The organism is Clostridium sp. 1001271B_151109_B4, assembly GCF_015670405.1.
In the GTDB taxonomy this organism is placed as follows: domain Bacteria; phylum Bacillota; class Clostridia; order Clostridiales; family Clostridiaceae; genus Clostridium.
In genome coordinates this window covers 137,770-161,742 of sequence record NZ_JADPBQ010000005.1, presented here as the reverse complement: position 1 = coordinate 161,742, position 23,973 = coordinate 137,770, and the positions used below count along the sequence as shown (strand labels likewise).

Annotated in this window: 19 protein-coding genes; 1 reads left to right on the top strand and 18 read right to left on the bottom strand. The window is 28.9% G+C overall.

What is annotated here, in order from left to right; translation table 11 throughout:
* Nucleotides 1-49 precede the first annotated feature (49 nt).
* From thiI to I4V63_RS05385, 6 genes are all read right to left on the bottom strand, one after another.
* A complete protein-coding gene (gene thiI / locus I4V63_RS05410; protein WP_196000276.1) occupies nt 50-1,207 on the bottom strand; it encodes a tRNA uracil 4-sulfurtransferase ThiI in 1,158 nt (385 codons plus the stop codon).
* Entirely contained in the window at nt 1,204-2,346 is a 1,143-nt protein-coding gene (locus I4V63_RS05405) for a cysteine desulfurase family protein (protein ID WP_196000275.1), read from the bottom strand. The genes thiI and I4V63_RS05405 overlap by 4 nt, the downstream gene beginning before the upstream one ends.
* Before the next feature lie 231 nt (nt 2,347-2,577).
* Nucleotides 2,578-3,015 carry an ACT domain-containing protein gene (locus I4V63_RS05400; RefSeq protein ID WP_196000274.1) on the bottom strand — a complete coding sequence of 146 codons (438 nt, stop codon included), beginning with the start codon at nt 3,013-3,015 and terminating at the stop codon, nt 2,578-2,580.
* 2 nt (nt 3,016-3,017) lie between these two features.
* A complete protein-coding gene (gene thrB / locus I4V63_RS05395; RefSeq protein ID WP_196000273.1) occupies nt 3,018-3,917 on the bottom strand; it encodes a homoserine kinase in 900 nt (299 codons plus the stop codon).
* Nucleotides 3,910-5,379 carry a threonine synthase gene (gene thrC / locus I4V63_RS05390; protein ID WP_196000272.1) on the bottom strand — a complete coding sequence of 490 codons (1,470 nt, stop codon included), beginning with the start codon at nt 5,377-5,379 and terminating at the stop codon, nt 3,910-3,912. Before thrC ends, thrB begins: the two co-directional genes overlap by 8 nt.
* A gap of 224 nt (nt 5,380-5,603) precedes the next feature.
* A complete protein-coding gene (locus I4V63_RS05385; protein ID WP_196000271.1) occupies nt 5,604-8,153 on the bottom strand; it encodes a calcium-translocating P-type ATPase, SERCA-type in 2,550 nt (849 codons plus the stop codon).
* 322 nt (nt 8,154-8,475) lie between these two features.
* Between I4V63_RS05385 and I4V63_RS05380 the strand changes: the two genes are divergently transcribed.
* A complete protein-coding gene (locus I4V63_RS05380) occupies nt 8,476-10,113 on the top strand; it encodes a putative manganese-dependent inorganic diphosphatase (RefSeq protein WP_196000270.1) in 1,638 nt (545 codons plus the stop codon).
* Nucleotides 10,114-10,177: 64 nt separating this feature from the next.
* On the opposite strand, the gene I4V63_RS05375 is transcribed toward I4V63_RS05380, so the two are convergent.
* The 12 genes from I4V63_RS05375 to I4V63_RS05320 form a co-directional block, all read right to left on the bottom strand.
* Nucleotides 10,178-10,348 carry a YvrJ family protein gene (locus tag I4V63_RS05375; protein WP_082423883.1) on the bottom strand — a complete coding sequence of 57 codons (171 nt, stop codon included), beginning with the start codon at nt 10,346-10,348 and terminating at the stop codon, nt 10,178-10,180.
* A 68-nt stretch (nt 10,349-10,416) separates the two neighbouring features.
* A complete protein-coding gene (locus tag I4V63_RS05370) occupies nt 10,417-11,487 on the bottom strand; it encodes a galactose ABC transporter substrate-binding protein (protein WP_347707723.1) in 1,071 nt (356 codons plus the stop codon).
* A 20-nt stretch (nt 11,488-11,507) separates the two neighbouring features.
* Entirely contained in the window at nt 11,508-12,476 is a 969-nt protein-coding gene (locus I4V63_RS05365; protein WP_196000269.1) for a substrate-binding domain-containing protein, read from the bottom strand.
* Nucleotides 12,463-14,271 (bottom strand): sensor histidine kinase, encoded by a 1,809-nt coding sequence (locus tag I4V63_RS05360; protein ID WP_196000268.1) that lies wholly within the window; start codon nt 14,269-14,271, stop codon nt 12,463-12,465. The genes I4V63_RS05365 and I4V63_RS05360 overlap by 14 nt, the downstream gene beginning before the upstream one ends.
* A 5-nt stretch (nt 14,272-14,276) precedes the next feature.
* Complete coding sequence (locus tag I4V63_RS05355) at nt 14,277-15,878, bottom strand: response regulator (RefSeq protein WP_196000267.1); 1,602 nt, start codon at nt 15,876-15,878, stop codon at nt 14,277-14,279.
* A 150-nt stretch (nt 15,879-16,028) separates the two neighbouring features.
* Nucleotides 16,029-17,255, bottom strand: coding sequence for a galactose/methyl galactoside ABC transporter permease MglC (gene mglC, locus I4V63_RS05350; RefSeq protein ID WP_196000266.1), 1,227 nt, complete (start codon nt 17,253-17,255; stop codon nt 16,029-16,031).
* A 16-nt stretch (nt 17,256-17,271) separates the two neighbouring features.
* Entirely contained in the window at nt 17,272-18,771 is a 1,500-nt protein-coding gene (locus I4V63_RS05345) for a sugar ABC transporter ATP-binding protein (RefSeq protein ID WP_196000265.1), read from the bottom strand.
* A gap of 149 nt (nt 18,772-18,920) precedes the next feature.
* Complete coding sequence (locus tag I4V63_RS05340) at nt 18,921-20,024, bottom strand: galactose ABC transporter substrate-binding protein (RefSeq protein ID WP_196000264.1); 1,104 nt, start codon at nt 20,022-20,024, stop codon at nt 18,921-18,923.
* 189 nt (nt 20,025-20,213) lie between these two features.
* Entirely contained in the window at nt 20,214-20,891 is a 678-nt protein-coding gene (locus I4V63_RS05335) for a hypothetical protein (RefSeq protein WP_196000263.1), read from the bottom strand.
* A gap of 224 nt (nt 20,892-21,115) precedes the next feature.
* Nucleotides 21,116-21,910, bottom strand: coding sequence for an aminotransferase class IV (locus I4V63_RS05330; protein ID WP_196000262.1), 795 nt, complete (start codon nt 21,908-21,910; stop codon nt 21,116-21,118).
* Nucleotides 21,911-21,936: 26 nt separating this feature from the next.
* Nucleotides 21,937-22,575: an HAD-IB family hydrolase gene (locus I4V63_RS05325; protein WP_196000261.1), complete on the bottom strand. Its 639-nt coding sequence runs from the start codon at nt 22,573-22,575 to the stop codon at nt 21,937-21,939.
* Between the two features lie 189 nt (nt 22,576-22,764).
* On the bottom strand, nt 22,765-23,961 hold the full coding sequence (locus I4V63_RS05320; protein ID WP_196000260.1) for a pyridoxal phosphate-dependent aminotransferase: 1,197 nt from the start codon (nt 23,959-23,961) through the stop codon (nt 22,765-22,767).
* Between the last annotated feature and the right edge of the window lie 12 nt (nt 23,962-23,973).

Below are 23,973 nucleotides of genomic sequence, written 5' to 3'. Positions count from 1 at the left end.
ACAAATGACTACATTTTCTATTCTTATTGAAATTTATATTCAAAGCAAATTAAAATACTACTAATTCAGTTTCTTCAATAGCTTTATTAACCATTGCTTCTACATCAAGAACAGACTCTGCTTTTCTCATAGCTTCTAATTGAGGCTTAGTTTTAGGATGCTTTGGAACAAATATTGTACAACAATCTTCATATGGTAATATTGAAGTATCATATGTGCCTATTTCCTTGGCAATATCCATTATATCTCCCTTATCCATTGCAATTAATGGTCTAAATACAGGTCTATCAGCACAATCAGTACTAACTATTAAACCTTCCATAGTTTGACTTGCCACTTGCCCAATACTTTCCCCACTTGCAATTGATTGTACTCCATACCTTTCTGCTAAAGCACATGCACATCTCATCATAAATCTTCTCATTAATATAGTTAATTCATCTTGTCTGCATTTTTCCATTATATCTAATTGAATTTCTGTAAATGGAACTATGTATAAATTAACTCTTTCTGTATAGTTTGAAAGTATTTGAGCTAATTCCTTAACCTTATCTTTAGCTCTTTCTGAAGTATATGGATGACTGTGATAATAAACACAATTTAACTCTACACCTCTTCTAGCCATTAAGTACCCTGCAACTGGAGAATCAATTCCACCTGATAGCATTAACATAGTACTACCATTCATTCCATATGGTAATCCACCCACACCTTTTATCTTATCTTTACTAGTAAATACATAAGCATGTTCCCTTATTTCAACATTCACTAAGCATTCTGGATTTTTAACATCTACATCTAAACCTTCACCAAAGTGATGAAGTACATAGCCTCCAACATCTCTTGATGTTTCAATAGAATTTAATTGGAATTTTTTATTTGCTCTATTAGTTTCAATTTTAAAGGTCTTCGGATTAGCTTCTTTAACTTTTTTTAATGCTTCTTCTTTAATTGCAGTTAAATCTCTTTCAACTTGAGTAACTACACAAACTTCAGCAACACCAAATACTTTTCTTACTCTTTCTACTGCTGCCTCTATATCATCACATTTTATAAATCCTCTTCCTTGATCCGTTACAAATTCAAATTGTAATCCTGAAAGCTTTTTTTCTATATTTTCTTTTAATTTTCTTTCAAACTTTCCTCTATTTAATCCTTTTAAAAATATTTCTGAAGCATACTTCACTAAAATTAACTTATTATTCATCGTTTTACTCTCCTTAAAAACATTAATGACTTTTTCAGAACATCAATTGTATAATCTACTTCTTCTTTTTTATTTTCATTTGAAAATGAAAATCTAATAGCTGACTCTACTTCTCTATTATTTAACCCTAAAGCTTTTATTACATAACTTCCATGAGCTGCACTACTTTTGGAAGTACATGCAGATCCTGTTGCAACAAAAATATTTTCTTCTTCTAATAAATGTAATAATACTTCAGCCCTAACTCCTAAAAAAGAAACATTTAAAATATAAGGACTAAATTTATCAATTTTACTATTTATTCTAATATCTTTTATTTCTTCTAATCGCTTAATGAAATATTCTTTTAATTGTAAAGTTTGATTATATCTTTCGTCCATATTTTCAAAAGTTATTTTAGCTGCTTTTTCAAATCCTATTATTGCTGGTAAGTTTTCCGTTCCTGCTCTATAACCTTTTTCCTGTGCACCACCAGAAATTAAAGAATTTAATACAATACCTCTTTTTATATAAACAAATCCTGCACCCTTTGGACCATGAATTTTATGAGCTGCTGTTGTTAAAAAATCAACTTTAGCTTTGTTAACATCAATAGGTAGTTTTCCATAGGCTTGAACTGCATCTACATGAAATCTAGCTCTTGAACTTCTTTCTTTAATTAATTTCCCTATTGCTTCAATATCTTGGACAACACCTATTTCATTATTAACATGCATAATTGATACTAAAACTGTATCTTTATTAATAGCTTCTTCTAGATCTTCTAATGAAATTCTTCCTTCATTATCAACATCTAAATATGTAATTTTAACACCTTTTTCTTCTAGGTACTTACATGTACTAATTATTGAATGATGCTCAAAAGCAGTTGTTATTAGATGATGACCTGGCTTTAATAAGCCTTTTAAAATAAGGTTATTACCCTCACTTCCGCCAGAGGTGAAATAAATCTCATCTTTATTGCATTTAATGGTAGATGCAAAATACTCCCTAGCTTCATTTAATCGCTTTTCACACTTCATTCCAATTTTATGTAATGATGATGGATTGCCAAAGTACTCTTTCATACCTTTACTTACTTCATCTATAACTTCATCATAAGGCATAGTAGTAGCACTATTATCAAAATATACATTCATTGACAATCACTCCTTTCTTTTAGTATTTACATCATAGGTAAAATTTAAAATCTTAATTTTATCTCATTGCTAGCTATTGTAGCACTCCATCTTAATATAAGAATTCAGTTTATAAATTGAACTTACAATTTTGACATTAGGAAAAGTTATTTCATATTAATTTTACATTCTATCAAAATAAACCTCTTAGGTCAATCCAATAATTAGAATGGCCTAAGAGGTTATTATATTTTATTCCATAGCTATAAATTCTACTCTATCTACATATTCTAGACTTTTTAAATCTTCTAGCATTTCACTTAATTCAATTTTCATTGATGATATATCAATAGTTAAACTTAAATTAGCTAAATTGTTAATTGGAATACCTTGATCAATTGTTAGTATATTTCCATCGTGTTCTGAAATAAAGTTAAGTATATTTGAAAGAACTCCCTTTTGATGACCAATTATCATATTAAAAGTTGCCTTTCTTCCATTAGACATTTGAGAAAATTCAAATACATAATCCTTATACTTATAATAAACACTTCTGCTTATTCCAGCTAACTTAGTAGCTTCAGTAATTTCCTTAACCTTACCTTCTTGTAATATCTTTTTAGTTACAATCACTTTTTCATATACTTCTGGCAAAACCTTTTTATCAATAACCAAATAGTCTCCGTTCATGCTTATTCACCTTTCAAAATTTTTGCCCCATTTTTATCAATCATTAATTCTTTGATATCCCAACTTAAATTATTTTCATTAATAAATTTTGAAATTTCATTTATAAAATTTAAATCATTTTTATCTACTATTGACATTAAAGTTGGACCTGCACCACTTAAAAAGCATGCAAATGCATCTAACTCTATCGCTTTATTGTATAAATCTTCAAAATTATCTATAAGTTTGCTTCTATATTTTTCATGAAGTCTGTCTTTAGTTGCTTCTCTTAATAAGGAATACTTTCCATTTGCAAATGCAGATATTAACAAGGCAGCCCTTCCTATGTTATAAACGCAATCCTTAAATGAAATTTCCTTAGGCAATATTGACCTTGCTTTTTCAGTTGAAAGCTTAAACCTCGGAACTAATGCTACAAACTTAACACCATCTTTAACATTTATACAGTTATATAATGGTTTCTTATCATCAGACATTACTGTAGAAACTAGTCCTCCGAAAATAGCTGGACATACATTATCTGGGTGACCTTCAATTTCAACAGCTAAAGCTAATACTTCATCTTTATCTATTTCTTTTCCCATTAATGCAAATGCCCCCATTAATCCAGCTACTATACAGCTTGAACTAGAACCTAAGCCTCTAGATATTGGGATATCCTGCCTTATTATTTTAATCCCTAATCCCGTAAATTTAAAGTTATATTTATCAAAAACTTTTTTAATCGCCATATAAATTATATTATCTTCATTTTGGAATTCTTCTTCAACACCTTCAAAAAATAATCTATTTTCATCTTTTAGTGAAAATTCATATTCATTGTATATGCTTAAGGAGATTCCCAACGAATCGAAGCCAGGCCCCAAATTGGCTGATGTCGCTGGTACTCTTACCCTAATCACTTTTACTCTCCTTTAAAAATTCAAGTAAACTATCTTTCATTTTTTCTTTATCACATACAGTGCTGTGAAGAACTTTTTTCTTGTTTAGCCCCATTAAATTCTTTGGAATTTCAACATTAGTATACTCATTTAATAAATTTAATATTTCAAAATCATCCTTATCACTAACATTTAATTCTAAAGCCTTACAGATACTTCTTGGAAACTTATAAGGACTTGCAGTCGATACTACTAACGCTTGTCTGCTATCCCCAGTTTCTTTTCTATACTTATTAAGAACTACATACCCAACTGCAGTATGTGTATCCATAAGATAATTTTCATTATTATAAACTTCTTTAATTGCTTCATACACTTCATCTGTATCAGCATAATTTCCATAAAAATCACTTAAAAATGCTTTGCTTGCACTGGAAATTGAATAAGCCCCTTTTTCATTCAATTCTTCCATAAGCACTTTAGTTTTTTTAGCATCTCTATCATTTGCTTCAAATATTAATCTTTCTAAATTTGAAGACACTAAAATGTCCATTGATGGAGATTCTGTTAATATTAACTCCCTTCTTCTATCATATAGCCCCGTATTCAAGAAGTCTGTTAATACATTATTCTCATTAGATGAACATATTAATTTGCCTATTGGTAGCCCCATTTTTTTACCATAATAAGCTGCTAATATATTTCCAAAGTTCCCTGTTGGAACTACTACATTTATTTCATCGCCCTCTTTTATTTTTTGCTTATTGACTAAATCAAAGTAACCGTAAAAGTAATAAACTATTTGTGGTACCAGTCTTCCAATATTAATTGAATTAGCTGAAGATAATAAAAAGCCCCTATTTTTTAATTCTTCTTTAAATTCAATATCCCCAAATATTTTCTTAACTCCACTTTGTGCATTATCGAAATTTCCCCTAATTCCGATTACCTTTACGTTATTACCTTCTTGAGTTACCATTTGCTTTTCTTGAATAGCACTTACGCCATTCTCTGGATAGTAAACTACAACTTTAAATCCATCAACATTACTAAACCCCTGCAATGCTGCTTTCCCTGTATCTCCTGAGGTTGCAGTTAATATTACTATTTCATCCTTAATATTATTTAACTTTTTTGCTTCCTTCATTACTTGTGGTAAGAAAAGAAGTGCGGCATCCTTGAATGCAGATGTCGGTCCATGATATAACTCTAAAAAGTCATTTTCTTCTCTTACTGAAAATTTGCCTTTATAAGCCCTGTCTATAGCCCCTTTTAAATTTTCTTCTCCTATGTCTCCAAAAAATTCTTTTATAATTTCATATGCCAGTTCAATATAAGAAAGCCCCATTTTCTCTTTTAATCTGTCATATATTTTAGGAAATTCATTGGGAACATATAATCCACCATCATTCGCAATACCCTTTATAATTGCTTTGGAGGATGAAATTGCTCCCTCCTCTCCTCTTGTACTTATAAAATTCATTTTTGCACCCCCTATTTTTTATTTATGTACTCACCCTTAATTTTTTATTTTAAAGCAAGAATTACCATAAGAAAATTTTACCATGTGTCTCTATGATGTACAAGTGTTTTTTTCTTATAAACATTTTAATTTTAATATTTTTCACTTTTTTTGTTTAAATATATTATTTTTAAGCAAAAATTTCCTGACTATAAATTATATAATCAGGAAATTGTATGCTATTATTATTTCTTAGACTTAATTAATAAATATACACTATTAATTAAGAAAATTACTCCTGAGAAGAATAATACTAATAACCATTGTCCTAAATTTAATGCTACAGTATTAAAAATACTACTCAATAAAGGAATATATAATATACAGCATATCATTGTTATAGAAACTAATACAGCTCCTAATAAATATATATTAGTAAATATATTTATTTCAAATATTGAATGTCTTTCTGATCTACATTCAAATACATGTAAAAGCTGTGACATAACTAATGTACATAATGTAATAGTTCTACAAGTTGCTAAATCCATACCATAATATCTTCCTGACATAAATGATAATAAAGTACAAATACCAATTAAGCATCCTCTTACTATTATTTTTTCCCAAAGCCCTCTAGCAAAAATACCTTCATTTTTATCTCTAGGTCTTTGTCTCATTATATCCTTATCAGGAGGATCAACCCCTAAAGCAATAGCAGGCAATCCATCAGTAGCTAAATTTACAAATAAAATTTGAATAGGTGTAAGTGGATTTGGTAAATAAAATAATGAAGCTAAGAACATTGTTAAAACTTCACCTAAATTACATGATAATAAATATCTTATAAACTTTCTTATATTATCATAAATTACTCTTCCTTCCTCAACTGCTGAAACAATAGTAGCAAAATTATCATCTATTAATACCATCGCTGCTGCTTCTTTAGTTACATCAGTACCTGATATACCCATAGCAACACCAATATCAGCCTCCTTTATGGCTGGAGCATCATTTACACCATCACCAGTCATGGCAACAATATTGTTATTCTTTTTAAATGCTCTAACGATTCTTAACTTATGATTAGGAGATACTCTAGCAAATACCCTTATTTTATTTACCTTTTTAACTAATTCATCATCAGAGATTTTTTCTAATTCGTCACCAGTTATTGCTTGATCATCAGAATTACAAATATTAATACTTTTAGCTATAGCCAAAGCTGTATTCTTATGATCTCCTGTTATCATAATAGGTTGAATTCCTGCCATCTTACATTTTAAAACTGCATCTTTAACTTCTACTCTTGGAGGATCCATGCTACCTGCAACACCTAAAAATACTAAATTACTTTCTACAGATTCATTTTTAACTATATGTTCTTCCTTATATGCAGCAGCTATACATCTTAATGCTCTATTAGACATAGCTTCTATATAGTTATATATTTGCTTTTTCTTTTGAGCTGTTAATGGCTTTATTTTACCACCTTCTAATACAAAGTTACATTTCTCTAATACCCTTTCTGGAGCGCCCTTCATGTAACAAGTTTCTTTTCCATGTTCGTTCATTATAACAGTCATCATCTTTCTTGTAGAATCAAAGGAAATCTCATAAACTCTCTTACTTTTTGCTATAAATTTTTCTAGTTCCTTAGTGTCTTTATAAAATGCCTTAACTAACGCTGTTTCTGTAGGGTCTCCCATAACAGCCTTTTCAATATCTTTTATTTCGTAATTATAATTTGCATCATTACAATAAATAAATGCTTCTTTTAATTTTTCACAATCACTAAGTTTTTCCTTATCTAATTCATATATTTTTCCATTAGCTAATATCTCTTTAACCGTCATTTTATTTTGAGTTAACGTTCCTGTTTTATCTGAACAAATTACAGATGTACATCCTAATGTTTCAACAGCTGGTAATTTTCTAACTAATGCATTTCTCTTTAACATCCTGCTAACACCTAATGCTAACGCTACGGTAACTATTGCTGCCAATCCTTCTGGTATAGCTGCAACTGCCAATGAAACTCCTAAAAGGAACATTTCTGTTATATCATTTCCTCTTATTATTCCTAAAACAGTAACTATTACACATACCACAATACACATTACAACAAGAATTTTCCCTAAAGAATCTAATCTTTCCCTTAGTGGTGACTTTTCTTCTTCTATATTATCCAAAAGGTTAGCTATTTTTCCCATCTCAGTTTTCATTCCAATAGCATCCACTATTATTAGTCCTCTACCTTTTAGAACTATCGTTCCCATAAATCCAGTATTTTTACCCTTAACTGTATCCTTTGAAATACCAACTGATTCCCCGGTTAACAATGATTCATCAACTACCATATTAGCTGCATCAATAAATGTTCCATCAGCCGGAATTCTATCACCAGCCTCCAATACAACTAAATCACCTATTGTTAATTCTTTTGAATTAATAACTTTAATATTCCCATCTCTAATAACTTTACAAGTGGGAGCCGCCAATTCTTGAAGCGCTTCTAATGACTTTTCAGTTCTAAACTCCTGAACAAATCCTAATATTGCATTTACAATTACAATGATAAGTATTGTTACTGCATCAGCCTTGTCCCCTATAAAGCCTGATATAATAGTTGCACCTATTAATACCCATACTAAGAAATCATTAAATTGAGATAAAAAAATTAAAATCGGTGATTTTTTCTTATTATGTTTAAGTTCGTTTAACCCGTAAGTTTTAATTCTTTTCTCCGCTTCTCTAGTACTTAACCCTCTAGTAAATTCTTTTTCCTGTATCACCCTTTTTCCTCCTCTTTAAGAACTCTTGTATATATATATTAATGTTTATGTAATACTATGAATATTTAAGTAAAATTTATACTTTCTATACATAACATTTTTATTTACAAATTCCCCTCAGAAATATAGAATAGTAGTATGCGAAAATATGTATAAATTTAATTCTTAGCTTAAGATGGCTTTTTAAATCTGTTTTAAGACTAGAATTCGTTATCTATGGGCATGTACGTTGTTATATTCCATCTGAAAAGGTAGGAGTTTTACAACGGCTAGCCATCAGATAAAATCTTTTATACTTAAATATACTTAGGAGGCGTATTGCATGAAAGATATAATTTATGTAACTGGTCATAAGAATCCAGACTCAGACTCAATATGTGCAGCTTACGCATATGCTGAATTCAAAAACAAAATTGGTGACGTTGAAACTGTTGCTTGCAGTCTAGGTAATCCTAATCAAGAAACTCAATATATATTAGATTACTTCAATGCTGAAGCTCCAAGACTTTTAAAAACTGTTAAATTAAAGGTAGAAGACTTACAGTTCGATAACATAAGTCCTGTATCTCCTGAAATCTCATTAAAAACAGCTTGGAGTATAATGAGAGATAAAAATATTAAAACTTTACCTGTGGCAGATGAAAATGATCATCTTTTAGGAGTGCTAGCAGTATCTAATCTTACATCTTGTTATATGGATATCTGGGATAACAGAATCTTAGCTAAAAGTAATACAACATTAGATAATATTATTGATACTTTATCTGCTAAAGTTTCTTACGTTAATGAAAAGACAAATCACTTCCCTGGTAAAATAGTTGTTACAGCTATGCAACCTGATACAATGTCTGGTCATATAGACGAAGGTGACATTGCTATAGTTGGTGATAGAGAAGAAGCTCAAGCAGCATTAATAAATCTTAATATTTCATTAATGATAGTAACTGGTGGATATGCTCCATCTGAAAAAATAGTAAGTTTGGCTAAAGAACATGGTGTAACTGTTATAGTAACTCAACATGATTCATTTACTGCTTCAAGACTTATAGTTCAAAGTATCCCTGTTGGATATGTTATGGTTAAAGAAAACATAGTTTCTTTTACAACTGATGATTTAGTTGATGATATAAAGGGAATTATGAGTGAAACTAGATTTAGAAGCTACCCTGTTTTAGATCAAAACGGAAGAGTTGTTGGTACTGTTTCTAGATACCACTTAATTTCTAACCATAAGAAAAAGGTTATTCAAGTTGACCACAATGAAAGAGGTCAATCTGTTGATGGATTAGAAGATGCAGAAGTTTTAGAAATCATCGACCACCACAGAGTTGCTGATATTCAAACAAATAATCCAATTTACTTTAGAAACGAACCAGTTGGAAGTACATCAACTATAGTTGCTAAATGCTTCTTTGAAAGTGGAATAAGACCTTCAAGAAAAGCTGCAGGACTTTTATGTGGTGCAATAATTTCTGATACATTATTATTCAGAAGTCCAACTTGTACTCCACAAGATCAATATATCTGCAAGAAACTTGCTGAAATTGCTGATATAAACATAGAAGAATTTGCTAAAGAAATGTTTAAAGCTGGTACTTCATTAAAAGGTAAGACAGTTGAAGAAATCTTTAACTCTGACTTTAAACCATTTACTATCGAAGATACTAAAGTTGGTATAGCTCAAGTTAATACAATGGATATTGAAGGATTCATGCCTTTAAAAGAAGAAATGTTAAACTACATGGATCAAAAGGCTAAAGAAGCTGGATTAGATATGGTTATGTTATTATTAACAGACATATTAAACGAAGGTTCTGAAATACTAGTTACTGGTAACAAACCTGAAATAGTTGAAAAAGCTTTCAAGGTTACATTAAAAGATAAGGGTGCATTCCTTCCAGGAGTTCTTTCAAGAAAGAAACAAGTTGTACCACCAATAACTAATGCTATAACATCTTAATTAACATAATTTTATATAGTTTAAATAGAAAATAAGGTGTATCTTAAAAGATACACCTTATTTTTTACTCATTATCAATTACAACACCTAGTTTAGTTGAAATTATAGTGTTAAGTTTATTTATTGAAAATGTTAATGTAAGTATTTGTTTTTCTAGCCTTATTAGTAAATATGCACTAATAGCTACTGGAAATCCAACATTTGCAATTAAATTAATAAGTTCACTTATATCCATAAACTCTCCTCCTAAAATTTGATTACACTTAATATATATCCAGTAACTATTGTTTTTTGTTATAAATCTTATTTAAACTCTTCTAACCCTGCTTCTTTTATATACTTATCTACATTTTCATTTGTTATCTTTTTGTATGATGTCTTAAATTCATGTGTTTCATTAACTTCTTCCATCAATTTAGAATCTTCATTGTATTTTAAATCATAAGAAATATCTACTATTATTTTAGCTTGTCTTATATAGTCATTAAAAACAGTTCCCTTTAACGTACCATTTTTAATACAATTTAATGCTTCTGGTATCCCATCAATTCCTACTATAATTGGTCTATCCTCAATATTAATATTTTCATTTTCAAATGCAGATATAGCTCCTAATGCCATATCATCATTATTACTAAATATTACTTCAATTTTATTACCAAATTCATTAATCCATTGTGTTGTTTTTTCATAAGCTTGTGAACTTTGCCAATTTCCACTATCACTTGCTAACTTCTCTACTTCAATTCCTAAATTCGTTATCTTTTTTATAGTTGAGTCAGTTCTAATAAGTGAATCTTGATGCTCCGGTTCACCTTCAAGCATAACATATTGTATCTTTCCATCTTGATTAATATCAACACTAAAATTATCTTCATTATATTTATCTAGCACTATTTCACCTTGAATATCACCTGATATTTCAGCATTAGCACCAACGTAATAAACCTTCTCCCATAAGTTGATATCTTCTTCTACAGGTTCCCTATTAAAAAATATAACTGGAGTATTATACTTTTTAGCTTTATTTATTATTACAGAAGCTGCAGTTCTGTCAACTATATTAACACATATAATATCGTAATCTTCACTTAAGAATTTATCTACTTGATTATTTTGAGATGTTGAATTTCCTTTTGCATCAACAATATTTACAGTTATCTTAGATTTTGTTTCATTTTCCTTCTTTATTACATATTCCTCAATTGCATTTACCATGCAAGATATAAATTTATCCTCTTGTTTGTACACAGTTATTCCTATCTTTAATTCATCATTATTTTTAGACACAGTTCCAATATTATAAGCACATTCTGTTAAATTAACACTAATAACTACAATAACTAAAATTATCCCACTAACCCTCTTAAACACAATAAATTTTATTCCTCCTCTTATCTAATAAATTGAAATAAAATTCTTTCATTTTTAGGCGAGTACATATCCTCACTTGCTATTACAGTAGATTTTATCATCTTCACATCTTCGACTTTTTCACCATTGTTAAGTTCAATTGCATTTTTTACAGCTATATATCCAATATTAAATTCATTTTGAACTGCCGTTGCATTTACTATTTCTTCTTCTAATAATGAAATTATTTTATTTGTATTTCCAACCCCAAAAATTAACACATTGTCACTACTACCTTCACTTATTATTTTCTTTTTTAATTCAGCTACCTTCTCTGTAATATTCCTATCAACACAGATTATTACTCCTATATTATTTAACTTTATCTCATTGCCTAAAATTGTATAATCAATATAATTTTTAATATCTGATATAAAATAATTACTATCTACTTCATCTAACTTTTCTATGATCCCTCTATACCTCTCATTATTACTTGTGCTATTATTGTCACTGGTAATCACCATTACAGCCGTATCTTTGCTTACATTGCTTAATGCCCCTTCCGCAAGACTTTTTCCTAACTGATATTCATCGCATACAACTCTTTTAATATCACTTTTTACATTTAATAAAGATTGAATTAATATAATTGGTATTTTCTTTTCTGCTTCTTCAATAACCTCTTCAACAACCTCAGATTCTATAGGACTTATTAATAATGCATCTACTGCATTTTCACTTTCTCTCTTAATAAGTTCTATTTGCTCCTCTTCATTATTATCTTTAGATAAAAATAAAAATCGTATATTGGCATTCATCTCCAATGCAGCTTGCTCAGCCCCTTCTTTTAATATCATAAAACTTTCATCACTTTTACCTGAAGCTATAACAGAAATTTGATAAGATTTATTTTTTTCACTAAATAACAATTCATAAAAAAGCAATATAAAAGATATTAAAAGTAATATTATCAAAACTAATAACTTTATTTTTTTACTTTTTTTCATCTTTGCTATCTCCACCATTCAAATAATCTTCAACTAAAATACATGGCATATGTATTCTAACGTTCGTTCCTTCATCAAGCTCGCTAAATATACTTAATCCATATTCATTTCCAAAACATATTTTTATTCTTTCATTAACATTTTTCAATCCAATTCCAGAGCCCCTACTTTTTCCATTAGGAATTCCACTTAAAATTGCTTCAGCATTTTCTTGAGTCATTCCAAACCCGTTATCAATTACATCTATAAATAAATCCTTTTCCCGTGTATACGTTTTTATTGTGATTTCCCCTTCACCATCCATAAATTCCATACCATGTTTTATAGCATTTTCAACTAATGGTTGTATAATTAGTTTTAAACTACAAAGGTTTAAGGTATTTTCATCACACTCTATAAAATATTCAAATTTATTTTTGTAACGTATGCTTTGAATTGTTAAATAGTTTCTAACATGTTCAATTTCATCCTTTAATGCAATTATATTTTTACCTTTACTTAAACTTATCCTAAATAGCTTTGCCAAAGCCGTTACCATCTTTATTGCTCCATCATAATTTTCATTTTCTATCATCCATATTATAGAATCTAAAGTATTATATAAAAAATGAGGATTTATTTGAGCTTGCAACGCATTTAACTCGCTTTTTCTTTTTGCTTCTTGTTCATTAACTATATTATCCATAAGTAAATGCATTTGGTTTACCATTGATTTTATTGCCTTTGCTAAATGCCTAACCTCATAAGAACCATCGACTAATATTTCTATGTTACTTTCCCCACTTTCAAGCTTCTTAACACTTCTTTCAAGTTCTGTTATTGGATTAGTTATTCTAGTAGATACAAAAATATTTGTAAATGCAATTATTGTTATAAATAATAATATAATAAATATAGAGAATATACCCATTTCACTATAACTATAAATAATTTCATTCATAGGGGTTACACATACTACCTTCCATCCCGTATATCCTACGGTTTTAACAGTAACTAATCTACTATTTCCATTAAACTTTTCCTTATGGTTTCCATCTTCATACTCTGATGCTCTAATATTATTTTCATCAATTAAATTTGCATAAATCAATTGTTGCCTTGGATGATATATTATTTCTCCCTCTCCATCTATAAGATAAATATAAGAAGAATTATCCATTGAAACATTTTTAAAAAGTTGTTCTATTCCAGTAAAATTCATATCAACTAATAGTACTCCTGAACTTATCTTTCCATTGTTTGTTATATCAACGGCCCTACTTAAAGAAACTACCCATCTATATCTATAATCTGAATCTATAAATAAATTTTGAACATGTGGAGTAGAAAAATGTAAATTCTCACTTTTATTTTTCGCTTTTATAAACCAATCACTTTGCCGTGGATCAACATAATTTTTCACTTGTGTTAATGGCTGTGCTGCTATAACTTGTCCATATTCTGAGAATACAGCTATACTAACTAATGAATCTTTATTTGCTTCATATAATAAATTTAATTCTCCACTAATATCATCTGTAGAAAAATTAGCCTTCTTTATTACTTGATAATATACTGCATTAGATACCTTCATCATATTACGTAAATAATTATCTAAACTTTGATTTACTTGATCTATAAAAAGTATATTATTCTTAGAAATCACTTCCTCTGTAGATTCAACATATCTTAAATATAATATTCCACCTAAAGTTAGTATTCCAATTGCCGCTATAGCTGTAAATGATGTAGATATAACCTTTTTTATACTATTTAACTTATACCATTGTTTTAATTCATTTAACTTTTTAAACATAATAGCTATCTCTTTCTATATCTTGTAGGCGACATCCCAAACTTCTTTTTAAACACATAGCTAAAATAATTTGGTTCCATATAACCTACCTTTTGCCCTATTATACTTGTCTTATAATCTGTTGTATTTAATAACCTAATAGATTCTTCCATTCTAATATCAGTTAAATAATTAATGAAGCTTACACCTGTTTCTTTTTTAAATATTGTAGAAAAATAAGCGGGACTCAAATGTAATACTAAACACATTTTATCTACAGAAAGTTCATCATCATTATAATTTTCTGCTATATATCTTTTGGCCTTATCTACTAAAATTTGCGCTGAATTTATTCTTTCATTTCTTATTGCTTCATTAGCTTTAATTGTCCGTTCTCTAAACCACTCTTTTATTTCATTAATTGAATTTAAATTATCTAAAGATAAATACTCACTAAAATTTTCACCTATTATATCTGAAATATTTAATTTATATGATTTAATAATTTTAATTAATGAAGTTAATACCTCTATTCCATATAGTCTATATTGATTTATAGGTAATACCCCTTTATAACTTATATTAAATAATTCATCTAAAATATTATTTATATCATCATTATTTCCTACCTTTACGACTTCAACAAATCTTCTTTCTAAATTTTCATCATAGCTTAAGGTTAATGATGTATCTGGTTCAACATCTTCTATATAAATTACCTTTTCCCTTCCTAATATAGCCTTATATTCTAATGCATTTTTTGCATCTTTATATGACAAACTTATGTTGCTAAATTTCTCACATACCCTTCCTAATCCAATTACCATACTTTCATTAATAATTTTCTTGAAACTTCTACAAACCTCATTAAGAGCATTTATAAAATATTTAATCTCCATCCTATCCTTTAAATTACCAATAACTATAACATTATCCAAATATAAAAAACTGGTAAATTCACATATATTTTTCATTATATCTTGCAATATCTTTTCTGCTGAAATAGGTAATAGCATATTTTCAGCTTTAAATATAGAGCTATCTTTATTTAATACTTCTAAACTAATAACCCCAACAGTAAAATAATCAAACTTAAAGTTTATTTTTAACCTATTTATCTTTTCAGCTATAGAATCATTACTTACCTTACCTTCAATTACAGCTGCTAAAAATTGTTCTCTCATTATTGGTATACTATCTAAATAATGCTTTTGTAATACTTCAATATTTCTTTTTTCATCATACTCTTCATCAAGTCTATACTTTAATCTTTTTAATATTTCTATTAAATCTTCCGAATTAATTGGTTTTAATACATATTCAAAAACATTTATTCGTATAGCCTTTTGAGCATATTCAAAATCATCACATCCTGAAAAAATTATTATTTTAGTTGCAGGCATAACTTCTTGTATTTTTTTCCCTAATTCCAACCCGTCCATAAAAGGCATTCTAATATCAGTCATCACTATATCAGGTTGCAATATATTAGCCTTTTCCCAAGCTTCTATACCATTTGCAGCATCTCCTACAACTTTAAATCCATAACTTTCCCAATCAATTTTTTTAATAACTCCAAGCCTAATTTCTTCTTCATCATCAACAATAAGAATTTTATATAATTCCATATATTAAATCACCCTTCTATAAGCTTATTGTAATCCTTTACTTATTATATCATTTTATTCTCTACTTGTAAAAATAAGTAAACTTAATTTTTTCTTATAAAAAAGCAGTCGTCTTATGACGACTGCTTTAACTTATATATACCTCTTAAATTATTTTCTTCTATATTTAGAAAGATCTATTGCAACTGCCACTGCTATAATTACACCTTTTATAACTTGTTGCCACATAGGACTTACAGCTATAAATTGTAAACCATATTGAATAACTGTAAATATTAAAACACCACTTACAATTCCCCCAACTTTACCTACTCCTCCATTAAGAGATACTCCACCGACAACACATGCCGCAATAGCATCTAATTCATATCCATTACCGTAGTTATTAGTTGCTCCTGCAGTTCTTGCTGCTTCCAAAATTCCTCCAACACCATATAATAATGAAGCAAATATGAATATTCCCATTATTGTAGCAAATACATTTACTCCTGATACTATAGCTGCTTCTCTATTTCCACCAATAGCATAAACATTTTTACCAAAAACAGTCTTATTTAAAATAAACCAAACTAATATTACAAAAAGCAATGCTATTGGTACTAATATCGATATACCTGGAAAATCTCCAAATTGAAATAACTTAGTTTGTCCTAATGCTATAAAGTCTGATCTAACTCCTCCTATTGGTTGTGATCTATTTGGTGCCATATCAAAATATAATGAGCAAACACCATATACTATTACTTGAACTGCTAATGTTGCAATAAAAGGATGCATATCATACTTAGCTACTAAAAATCCATTTATACATCCAAATACCATACATGCAAGTATTGCTGCAATTATTGGAATAATAACCGCTAATTGTGGCAAATCTGGAAAAAATCTATTTGCATAATCAGATGTCTGTAACATCGATGTTGATATTACAGCCGCAAGACCAACCATACGTCCAGCTGAAAGGTCTGTCCCTGCAATTAACAGTGTAAAACATATTCCAAGAGCAATTATCATTTTTGTTGATGATTGTGTTAAAATATCTAATGCAACTTGATATTGCATGAATCTTGGTTGTATTATCATAATAACTACTACTAATGCTAAAAGAGCTATAATAATAGCATTATTAGTTAAAAAGTTCTTTGCTGTCTTAACAGAAATCTCAACTTCTACTCCATGATTTTTTTTATCTAAAAATTTTTTTGCCCCATATATTAATAATGCAATTCCTACACATATTATATAAATAGGTAAATCATAAAATACAGCCCTATCCAAAACAAATTTTAGTATTACTCCTAATACTGATACTATTATTCCCATTATTAAAAATATTTCTGAATATTTTTTATTAGAAATAATCTTTGCACTTTCCATATATACCCCACCTTATTTACTTAATAAATTTAGTTGAATAGTTCATAATCTTTACTTCATCTGCTTCATCTTTATCTAAAACTCCTGTAACCCTACCTTCACACATAACCATTATTCTATCTGATATTCCTAATAGTTCTGGCATTTCAGATGAAATCATAATTATTGCTTTTCCTTTTTTAACTAATTCAATCATAATAGAATAAATTTCATATTTAGCACCTACATCTATTCCTCTAGTAGGTTCATCTAATATCAATATATCTGGTTCAGTCAAAAGCCATCTTGCAATTAAAACCTTTTGTTGATTACCCCCAGAAAGATTTTGCATTTCTTCATTTAAAGTCGGTGTCTTTGTCTTTAAATTCTCATTAGATTGTTTAGCTGCCTTATATCTTGCACCTTCACTTAATATACCCAAGTGTGAATATTGCTTTTGATTTGCAATAACAGTATTATCTAAAACTGAAAGTATTCCAAATATCCCTGTTGCTCTTCTTTCTTCTGTTAATAATGCAAACCCCTGCTTTTTTGCATCTTTAACAGTATTTATAATAATTTCCTTGCCATCTTTATAAATAGCTCCAGATTCTATTTTTCTTAACCCAAATATTGCTTCTACGAGCTCTGTTCTTTGTGCACCTACTAGACCACCAATTCCTAATATTTCGCCCTTATGTAGCTCAAAACTTACATCTTTAAATGATCTCTGGTCACCTGCACATAATTTATCAACCTTAAGTATCACTTCTTCTTGCACACTATAATCTTTGTTTGGAAATCTATTAGTCATATCACGTCCAACCATACGTTTTATAATAAGATCTGTTGTAAGCTCACTTGAATGCCAAGTTCCAACATATTGCCCATCTCTCATAATGGTAACTTCATCTGAAATCCTTAAAATTTCTTCCATCTTATGTGATATATAAATAATTGCGCATCCCTTTGCTCTTAATTGATTTATTATTTTAAATAAATGCTCAGTTTCATTTATTGTTAAAGAGGATGTAGGCTCGTCCATAATTATTATTTTGGAATTATAGCTAACAGCTTTTGCAATTTCCACTAATTGCAATGTTGATGCTGATAAATTTCCTGCTAATATTTCTGGATTAATATCTAATCCGACTTCTTTAAACAACTCTTCTGTTTTTCTTATCATTTCTTTTCTATCAACAGCTATACCTTTCATTGGAAATCTACCAAGCCATATATTCTCCATTACTGGTCTAAATCTAATTGGATGTAATTCTTGATGTATCATTGATATTCCTAAATCTAATGCTTGCTTAGATGAAGTTATAATTTCCTTTTTTCCATCTAATATTATTTCTCCACCATCTTCTTGATAAACACCAAAAAGACATTTCATTAAAGTTGATTTTCCTGCACCATTTTCACCCATCAAAGCATGAACAGTACCTTTTCTCACTTTTAAAGTTACATTATCTAAAGCCTTTACCCCTGGAAAAACCTTAGTTATATTATTCATTTCTAATATATACTCTCCCATAAAACTCCCCCCCTTACACAAATAATCGAAAGATATTACAAAACAATATTTTAATTAGGAGTTAGAATCAAGTATTTAGTAGTTAATAAATAAATTCAATTGAGTTGAATTTCTAAATAACCTCCTAACCTCTAACTCCTAACTCTTAACTAGTTCATGTAGTCTTGATAATTATCTTGAGTAATCTTTACATAGTCAATCCAAATATACTTGCCATCAGTTACATCATACCCTACTGTATCCTTATTAATTTCCTTTCCTTGAGCTGCAGCAACTGCTACATTTACAGTCGCTTTACCTTGATTTTCTGCATCATTTAAAACTGTACCTAATAAAGACCCTTCTTTCATGGCTTGAAGTGCAGGTGCAGTTGCATCAACACCGACTACTGGTATATATTTAGACGCATCCCCTTTGTTATATCCTTCAGCCTTTAATGCTTCAATTGCACCTAATGCCATATCATCATTGTTACAAAGTACTGCTTCAATTTTATCTAACCCTTGTCCAGTTATAAATGCTTTCATAAGGTCAGTAGCCTTAGCTTTATCCCACATTGCTGTATCAGCTGCAAGCTTTTCAGTCTTAAATCCAGCATCTTCTATTGCCTTCACAGAGTATTCTGTTCTTAATGTAGCATCTTGATGCCCTGGTTCACCTTGTAACATTACATATTGAATTACACCATCACCATTTTTATCAGCTTCTGCATTATTTTTAAAATAATCTGCTATTATTTCACCTGATTGAGTTCCTGATTGCTCAGCCTTTGCCCCAACATACCATACCTTATCATAGCTTTGCATATCAGCTTCTTCTGGCTCACGATTTAAAAATACTATTGGTAAATCTTTAGCCTTTGCCTTTTCTATTATTGGTCCAGCTGCTGTTCTATCAACTGGATTAACAGCTAAAGCATTGACCCCTTTAGTAATGAATGTATCAACTTGCTCATTTTGAGTTGGTTGCTTATTTTGAGAGTCAACTAATTCAATTTTTACACCTTCAGAATCTGCTTGATTTTCCATTGCAGTACGTACACCAGTCATAAATGTATCATCAAATTTATATATTGCAGACCCAACTAATATATTGCTAGTATTTTCACTCTTTGAATCATCTGTAGATTCATTTTTTGCTGTATCAGAATTGTCACTATTACTATCACTTCCTGAACTACTACATCCAGCCATAGAACCTACAACCATAGTTGCAATAACAATCATCGGTAATAATTTTTTTAATTTAATCATATTAATCCCCCTAAATATATAATTTTTTGTGTATTCGTTTTTACAACTTTATTATAACGTTTTCATAATTCTTAACCCATACAAAATTCTTTTAAAAACTATCAAAATTCTTCTGCTTTTATTCATAAAAAAAATAAAAATAGAGTACCATTTTTTTGATACTCTATTTTCATCTCAACTTTTAAACCGCTATTTAAAATTACTTCCTTTAATGTATTTTAAAACAGATACTATACTTCTATGTTTTAAATCTGCTATATTTATTTTAAGTAGCTTACACCACATTTGTACAAAATACCCTAATCCTAATGCTGTTATTATAGTTCCTAATCCAACATCTCCCCCTAATATCCAACCTAAAATCAAAGCACCTACTTCAATACTTGCCCTTATTACCTTAACTGGTTTTTTAGTAATTCTAGTTAATGCTGTCATCAATCCATCTCTTGGCCCACATCCTGATTCACAACTTAAATAAATACAAGTACCAAGACTTAATAAAACCATTCCAATTATAAGCATTATTATTCCTATAAATAAATTATGTACAACAGGTATTAATTTACTCATTGTTATTAAATCTATAAATACTCCAACAAAAATAGTATTTAATATTGTTCCTATTCCTATCTTCACTCCTAAAAACACACTAACAATAACAACAACTACTCCTACTATTATATTGGCTTGTCCCATTGTCATGGGAATTACATTCGTTATTCCTTTATGTAGAACATCCCATGGCGATAATCCTAAATTAGCATTTATCATAAATACTATTCCTAGAGATGCTAAAAAAAATCCTCCCATAAGTTTGAATAAAATGACCAAATACGTATTAACTTCTTTTTTTAAATTTAATTCCATAGCCCAATCCTTCTTTGAATGATAACTAACCAATAATAAATTACAAGTTAAGAACGAAACTCCTTAAGGAGTTTCTGAAAAAATATATTTTTTTATTCAACCTAATGCTGAATTTATTTCTTAACTTAATTCTTCTAACCTGTAACTACTAAAGTTTATATCAATTTATTTAAATATCTTAGTATTGACCATTAATAAACTTTATATAAAACCAACTTACTTTATCACTTTCCTTCTAAAAGCTCATTATATGCTTTCATAAGCTTTCTTAAAGTAATATTATTAACATCAAGTTTTATATTATTAACAAATGATATTGGTAATATCTTAGGAGAAGTACCCGAAATAAACATTGCATCTAATTTATCAATATCTATTGCCTTAATATCAGCTTCTTCTACTTCTATTCCTATTGACTTGGCAATGCCTATTATTTTCTCTCTTGTTATTCCCTTTAAAACAGCTTCCGCCTTTGCAGTAATAATCTTTCCATCCTTAATAGCAAATATATTAGATTTACTACCTTCTGTTATTAATCCATTTCTATCAACTAGTATCGCTTCAAAAGCATTTGATTTTTTTATTTCTTCAGTTACCTTTTCTCTAAAACTAGTATTTACTATTTTTGCATTTGGATTTTCTCTTTCTCCATAATAAAGAATAGTTTTTACACCCTTATTATATAATTCATCATTTGGATAAGAATGCTTTATATAATATATCTTTAAATTATTTGAAGCAGTATTATAAGTTATTTTAATATTTCCTAATACATTATCATTATTTTTAATAACTTCATTAACCTTTTTTTCCACAGCCTCAATCTCAAATGGAAATTCCATGTTTATAAGTGCAAAAGATTTCTTCATTCTTTCAATATGATCTCTTAAAAATACAGCTTTTCCATTAATTACTCTAAGAACTTCATATATTATACTACCTTTTTCACTATCTTCAGTAAATTCATTTATAGCTTCTATTTTTTCATTATTTAAATAAAACTTATTTATAGCTTCCATAAAAATTTCACTTCCTTTGAAGATTTTTACTTCCATTTTAATATTTCAATTTCATGATGCTTTTTATAGTTAATTAAATACGGGTTTCCAACTAAATCTAATAATGGCTTATCTGAAAGGGAATCTGAAAACATATATGAATTTTTAAAATCAGCTTTAATATTTTTTTCTTTTAAAACTTCATTTAATCTTTTAACCTTCTCTTGCCCTTTGCAATTATTCCCATCCATTTTCCTTACAAATTTTCCACCCTCAAAAGCAAATTTAGTTCCTATTATTAAATCTACTTCTTTAATAGCATAAAATTCTTTAATATAAAACTCTGGTGATGCAGATATAAGAATTACCATATATCCTTCATTTTTTAACTTCTTTATCATCTCAATGGCATCTTTATAAAGTATGCTACTTAATCTTTCATCATAAAACGATTTTGTAAGTTTTGCTAAATCTTTTTCATCTATATTTTCTATAAACTTCAAGAAACACTCCTTAACTCTTCTTTCATCATATACTTTTATTCCATACATAAGCCCTGAATATAAAGCCCTTGGTAAAAATTTAATATTTTTAATATCCTTCAAAACAAGATATTTAAAAAACTCCATTAATGTTTCTTTTCTTGTTATTGTATAATCTATATCAAATATCGCTAGTTTTTCCACGTTTATCCTCCATCATATATGAAGGGCTGAGCATTTAAATCTGCTACAGCCCCAATTATCTAATTTAATTTTTCTGATAGCTAGATGTTGTAACACTCTTGTTTTTTAAGACAAAAGGTAACAATTTTTATTCACTCTTAAAGTGCAATGAATTCTAACATTCAATTGAAGTTAAAGTTCCATCTAAAGCTAAGAATTCAGTTTATCTACAAAATTTTTAATTCTAATAAGCCCTTCTTTAATTACTTCTAAAGAAGTGGCATAAGACACCCTTACATAATGATCCAATCCAAAAGCCTTCCCTGGAATAACTGCTACCTTTTCACATTCTAATAACATAGCTGAAAAATCCATAGAATCATTTAATATTTGTCCATTAATTTCTTTTCCTAAACACTTTTCTATATTAATCATAATATAAAAGGCTCCCTTAGGTTTAATTATACTTAAATTATCAATACTTTCAATCGTATCTATCATATAATTTCTTCTTTTTTCAAATTCAATAATCATCTCATTTACTTTATCTTGTGGACCATTTAAGGCTTCAACTGCTGCATACTGAGTAATTGAGCAAACATTTGAAGTTACATGACTTTGAATACTCGTCATTAACTTTGCTATCTTTTCACTTGTACCACAATATCCTATTCTCCATCCTGTCATTGCATATGATTTAGATAAACCATTTATAACAATAGTTCTTTCATATGCATCTTGTGAAAGGCTTGCAATACTTATATGCTTTTCTCCATCATAAATAAGCTTTTCATACATTTCATCAGATATAATTATAAGGTCATGCTCTTTAGCAAAATCTGCAATTACCTTTAATTCACTTTCACTATATATAGTTCCAGTAGGATTGTTTGGTGTATTTAATACAATAGCTTTTGTTTTATCACTAACTACTTTTTCTAAGTTTTCTTTAGTAAATTTATAATCCGACTTCTCATCACTTTTTACAAATACAGGTTTTCCATCAGCTAATTTAATAAGTTCTGGATAACTAACCCAATAAGGGGTTGGTACAATTACTTCATCACCAGGGTTTAATATAGCTAAAAAAGTATTAGCAAGGCTTTGCTTTGCTCCTGTTGAAACAACTATTTGTGATGGCTTATAAAGTAATCCATTATCCTTTTTAAACTTTTTACAAATTGCTTCTCTTAATGATAATATTCCATTTACACTAGTATACTTAGTATTCCCATCACTCATTGCTTTGATAGCTGCATCAATTATATTTTTAGGTGTATTAAAATCTGGCTCCCCAGCTCCAAAACTAATAACATCTACTCCATTTTCTTTCATTTCTTTAGCTTTTGCTGTAATTGCTAAAGTTACTGATGGTTCAATTTTTTGTGCTTTTTTTGATAATTCCATTTGTTTGCCCCC

Excerpts from the sequence above, each read along its gene's own strand:
- thiI (WP_196000276.1), bottom strand. The coding sequence starts at position 1,207 with ATGAATAATAAGTTAATTTTAGTGAAGTATGCTTCAGAAATATTTTTA.
- I4V63_RS05320 (WP_196000260.1), bottom strand. The coding sequence starts at position 23,961 with ATGGAATTATCAAAAAAAGCACAAAAAATTGAACCATCAGTAACTTTA.
- I4V63_RS05360 (WP_196000268.1), bottom strand. The coding sequence starts at position 14,271 with ATGTTTAAAAAGTTAAATGAATTAAAACAATGGTATAAGTTAAATAGT.
- I4V63_RS05355 (WP_196000267.1), bottom strand. The coding sequence starts at position 15,878 with ATGGAATTATATAAAATTCTTATTGTTGATGATGAAGAAGAAATTAGG.
- I4V63_RS05375 (WP_082423883.1), bottom strand. The coding sequence starts at position 10,348 with ATGGATATAAGTGAACTTATTAATTTAATTGCAAATGTTGGATTTCCA.
- I4V63_RS05340 (WP_196000264.1), bottom strand. The coding sequence starts at position 20,024 with ATGATTAAATTAAAAAAATTATTACCGATGATTGTTATTGCAACTATG.
- thrC (WP_196000272.1), bottom strand. The coding sequence starts at position 5,379 with ATGAATTTTATAAGTACAAGAGGAGAGGAGGGAGCAATTTCATCCTCC.
- mglC (WP_196000266.1), bottom strand. The coding sequence starts at position 17,255 with ATGGAAAGTGCAAAGATTATTTCTAATAAAAAATATTCAGAAATATTT.
- I4V63_RS05400 (WP_196000274.1), bottom strand. The coding sequence starts at position 3,015 with ATGAACGGAGACTATTTGGTTATTGATAAAAAGGTTTTGCCAGAAGTA.
- I4V63_RS05330 (WP_196000262.1), bottom strand. The coding sequence starts at position 21,910 with ATGGAAGCTATAAATAAGTTTTATTTAAATAATGAAAAAATAGAAGCT.
- I4V63_RS05365 (WP_196000269.1), bottom strand. The coding sequence starts at position 12,476 with ATGAAAAAAAGTAAAAAAATAAAGTTATTAGTTTTGATAATATTACTT.
- I4V63_RS05335 (WP_196000263.1), bottom strand. The coding sequence starts at position 20,891 with ATGGAATTAAATTTAAAAAAAGAAGTTAATACGTATTTGGTCATTTTA.
- I4V63_RS05345 (WP_196000265.1), bottom strand. The coding sequence starts at position 18,771 with ATGGGAGAGTATATATTAGAAATGAATAATATAACTAAGGTTTTTCCA.
- I4V63_RS05405 (WP_196000275.1), bottom strand. The coding sequence starts at position 2,346 with ATGAATGTATATTTTGATAATAGTGCTACTACTATGCCTTATGATGAA.
- I4V63_RS05380 (WP_196000270.1), top strand. The coding sequence starts at position 8,476 with ATGAAAGATATAATTTATGTAACTGGTCATAAGAATCCAGACTCAGAC.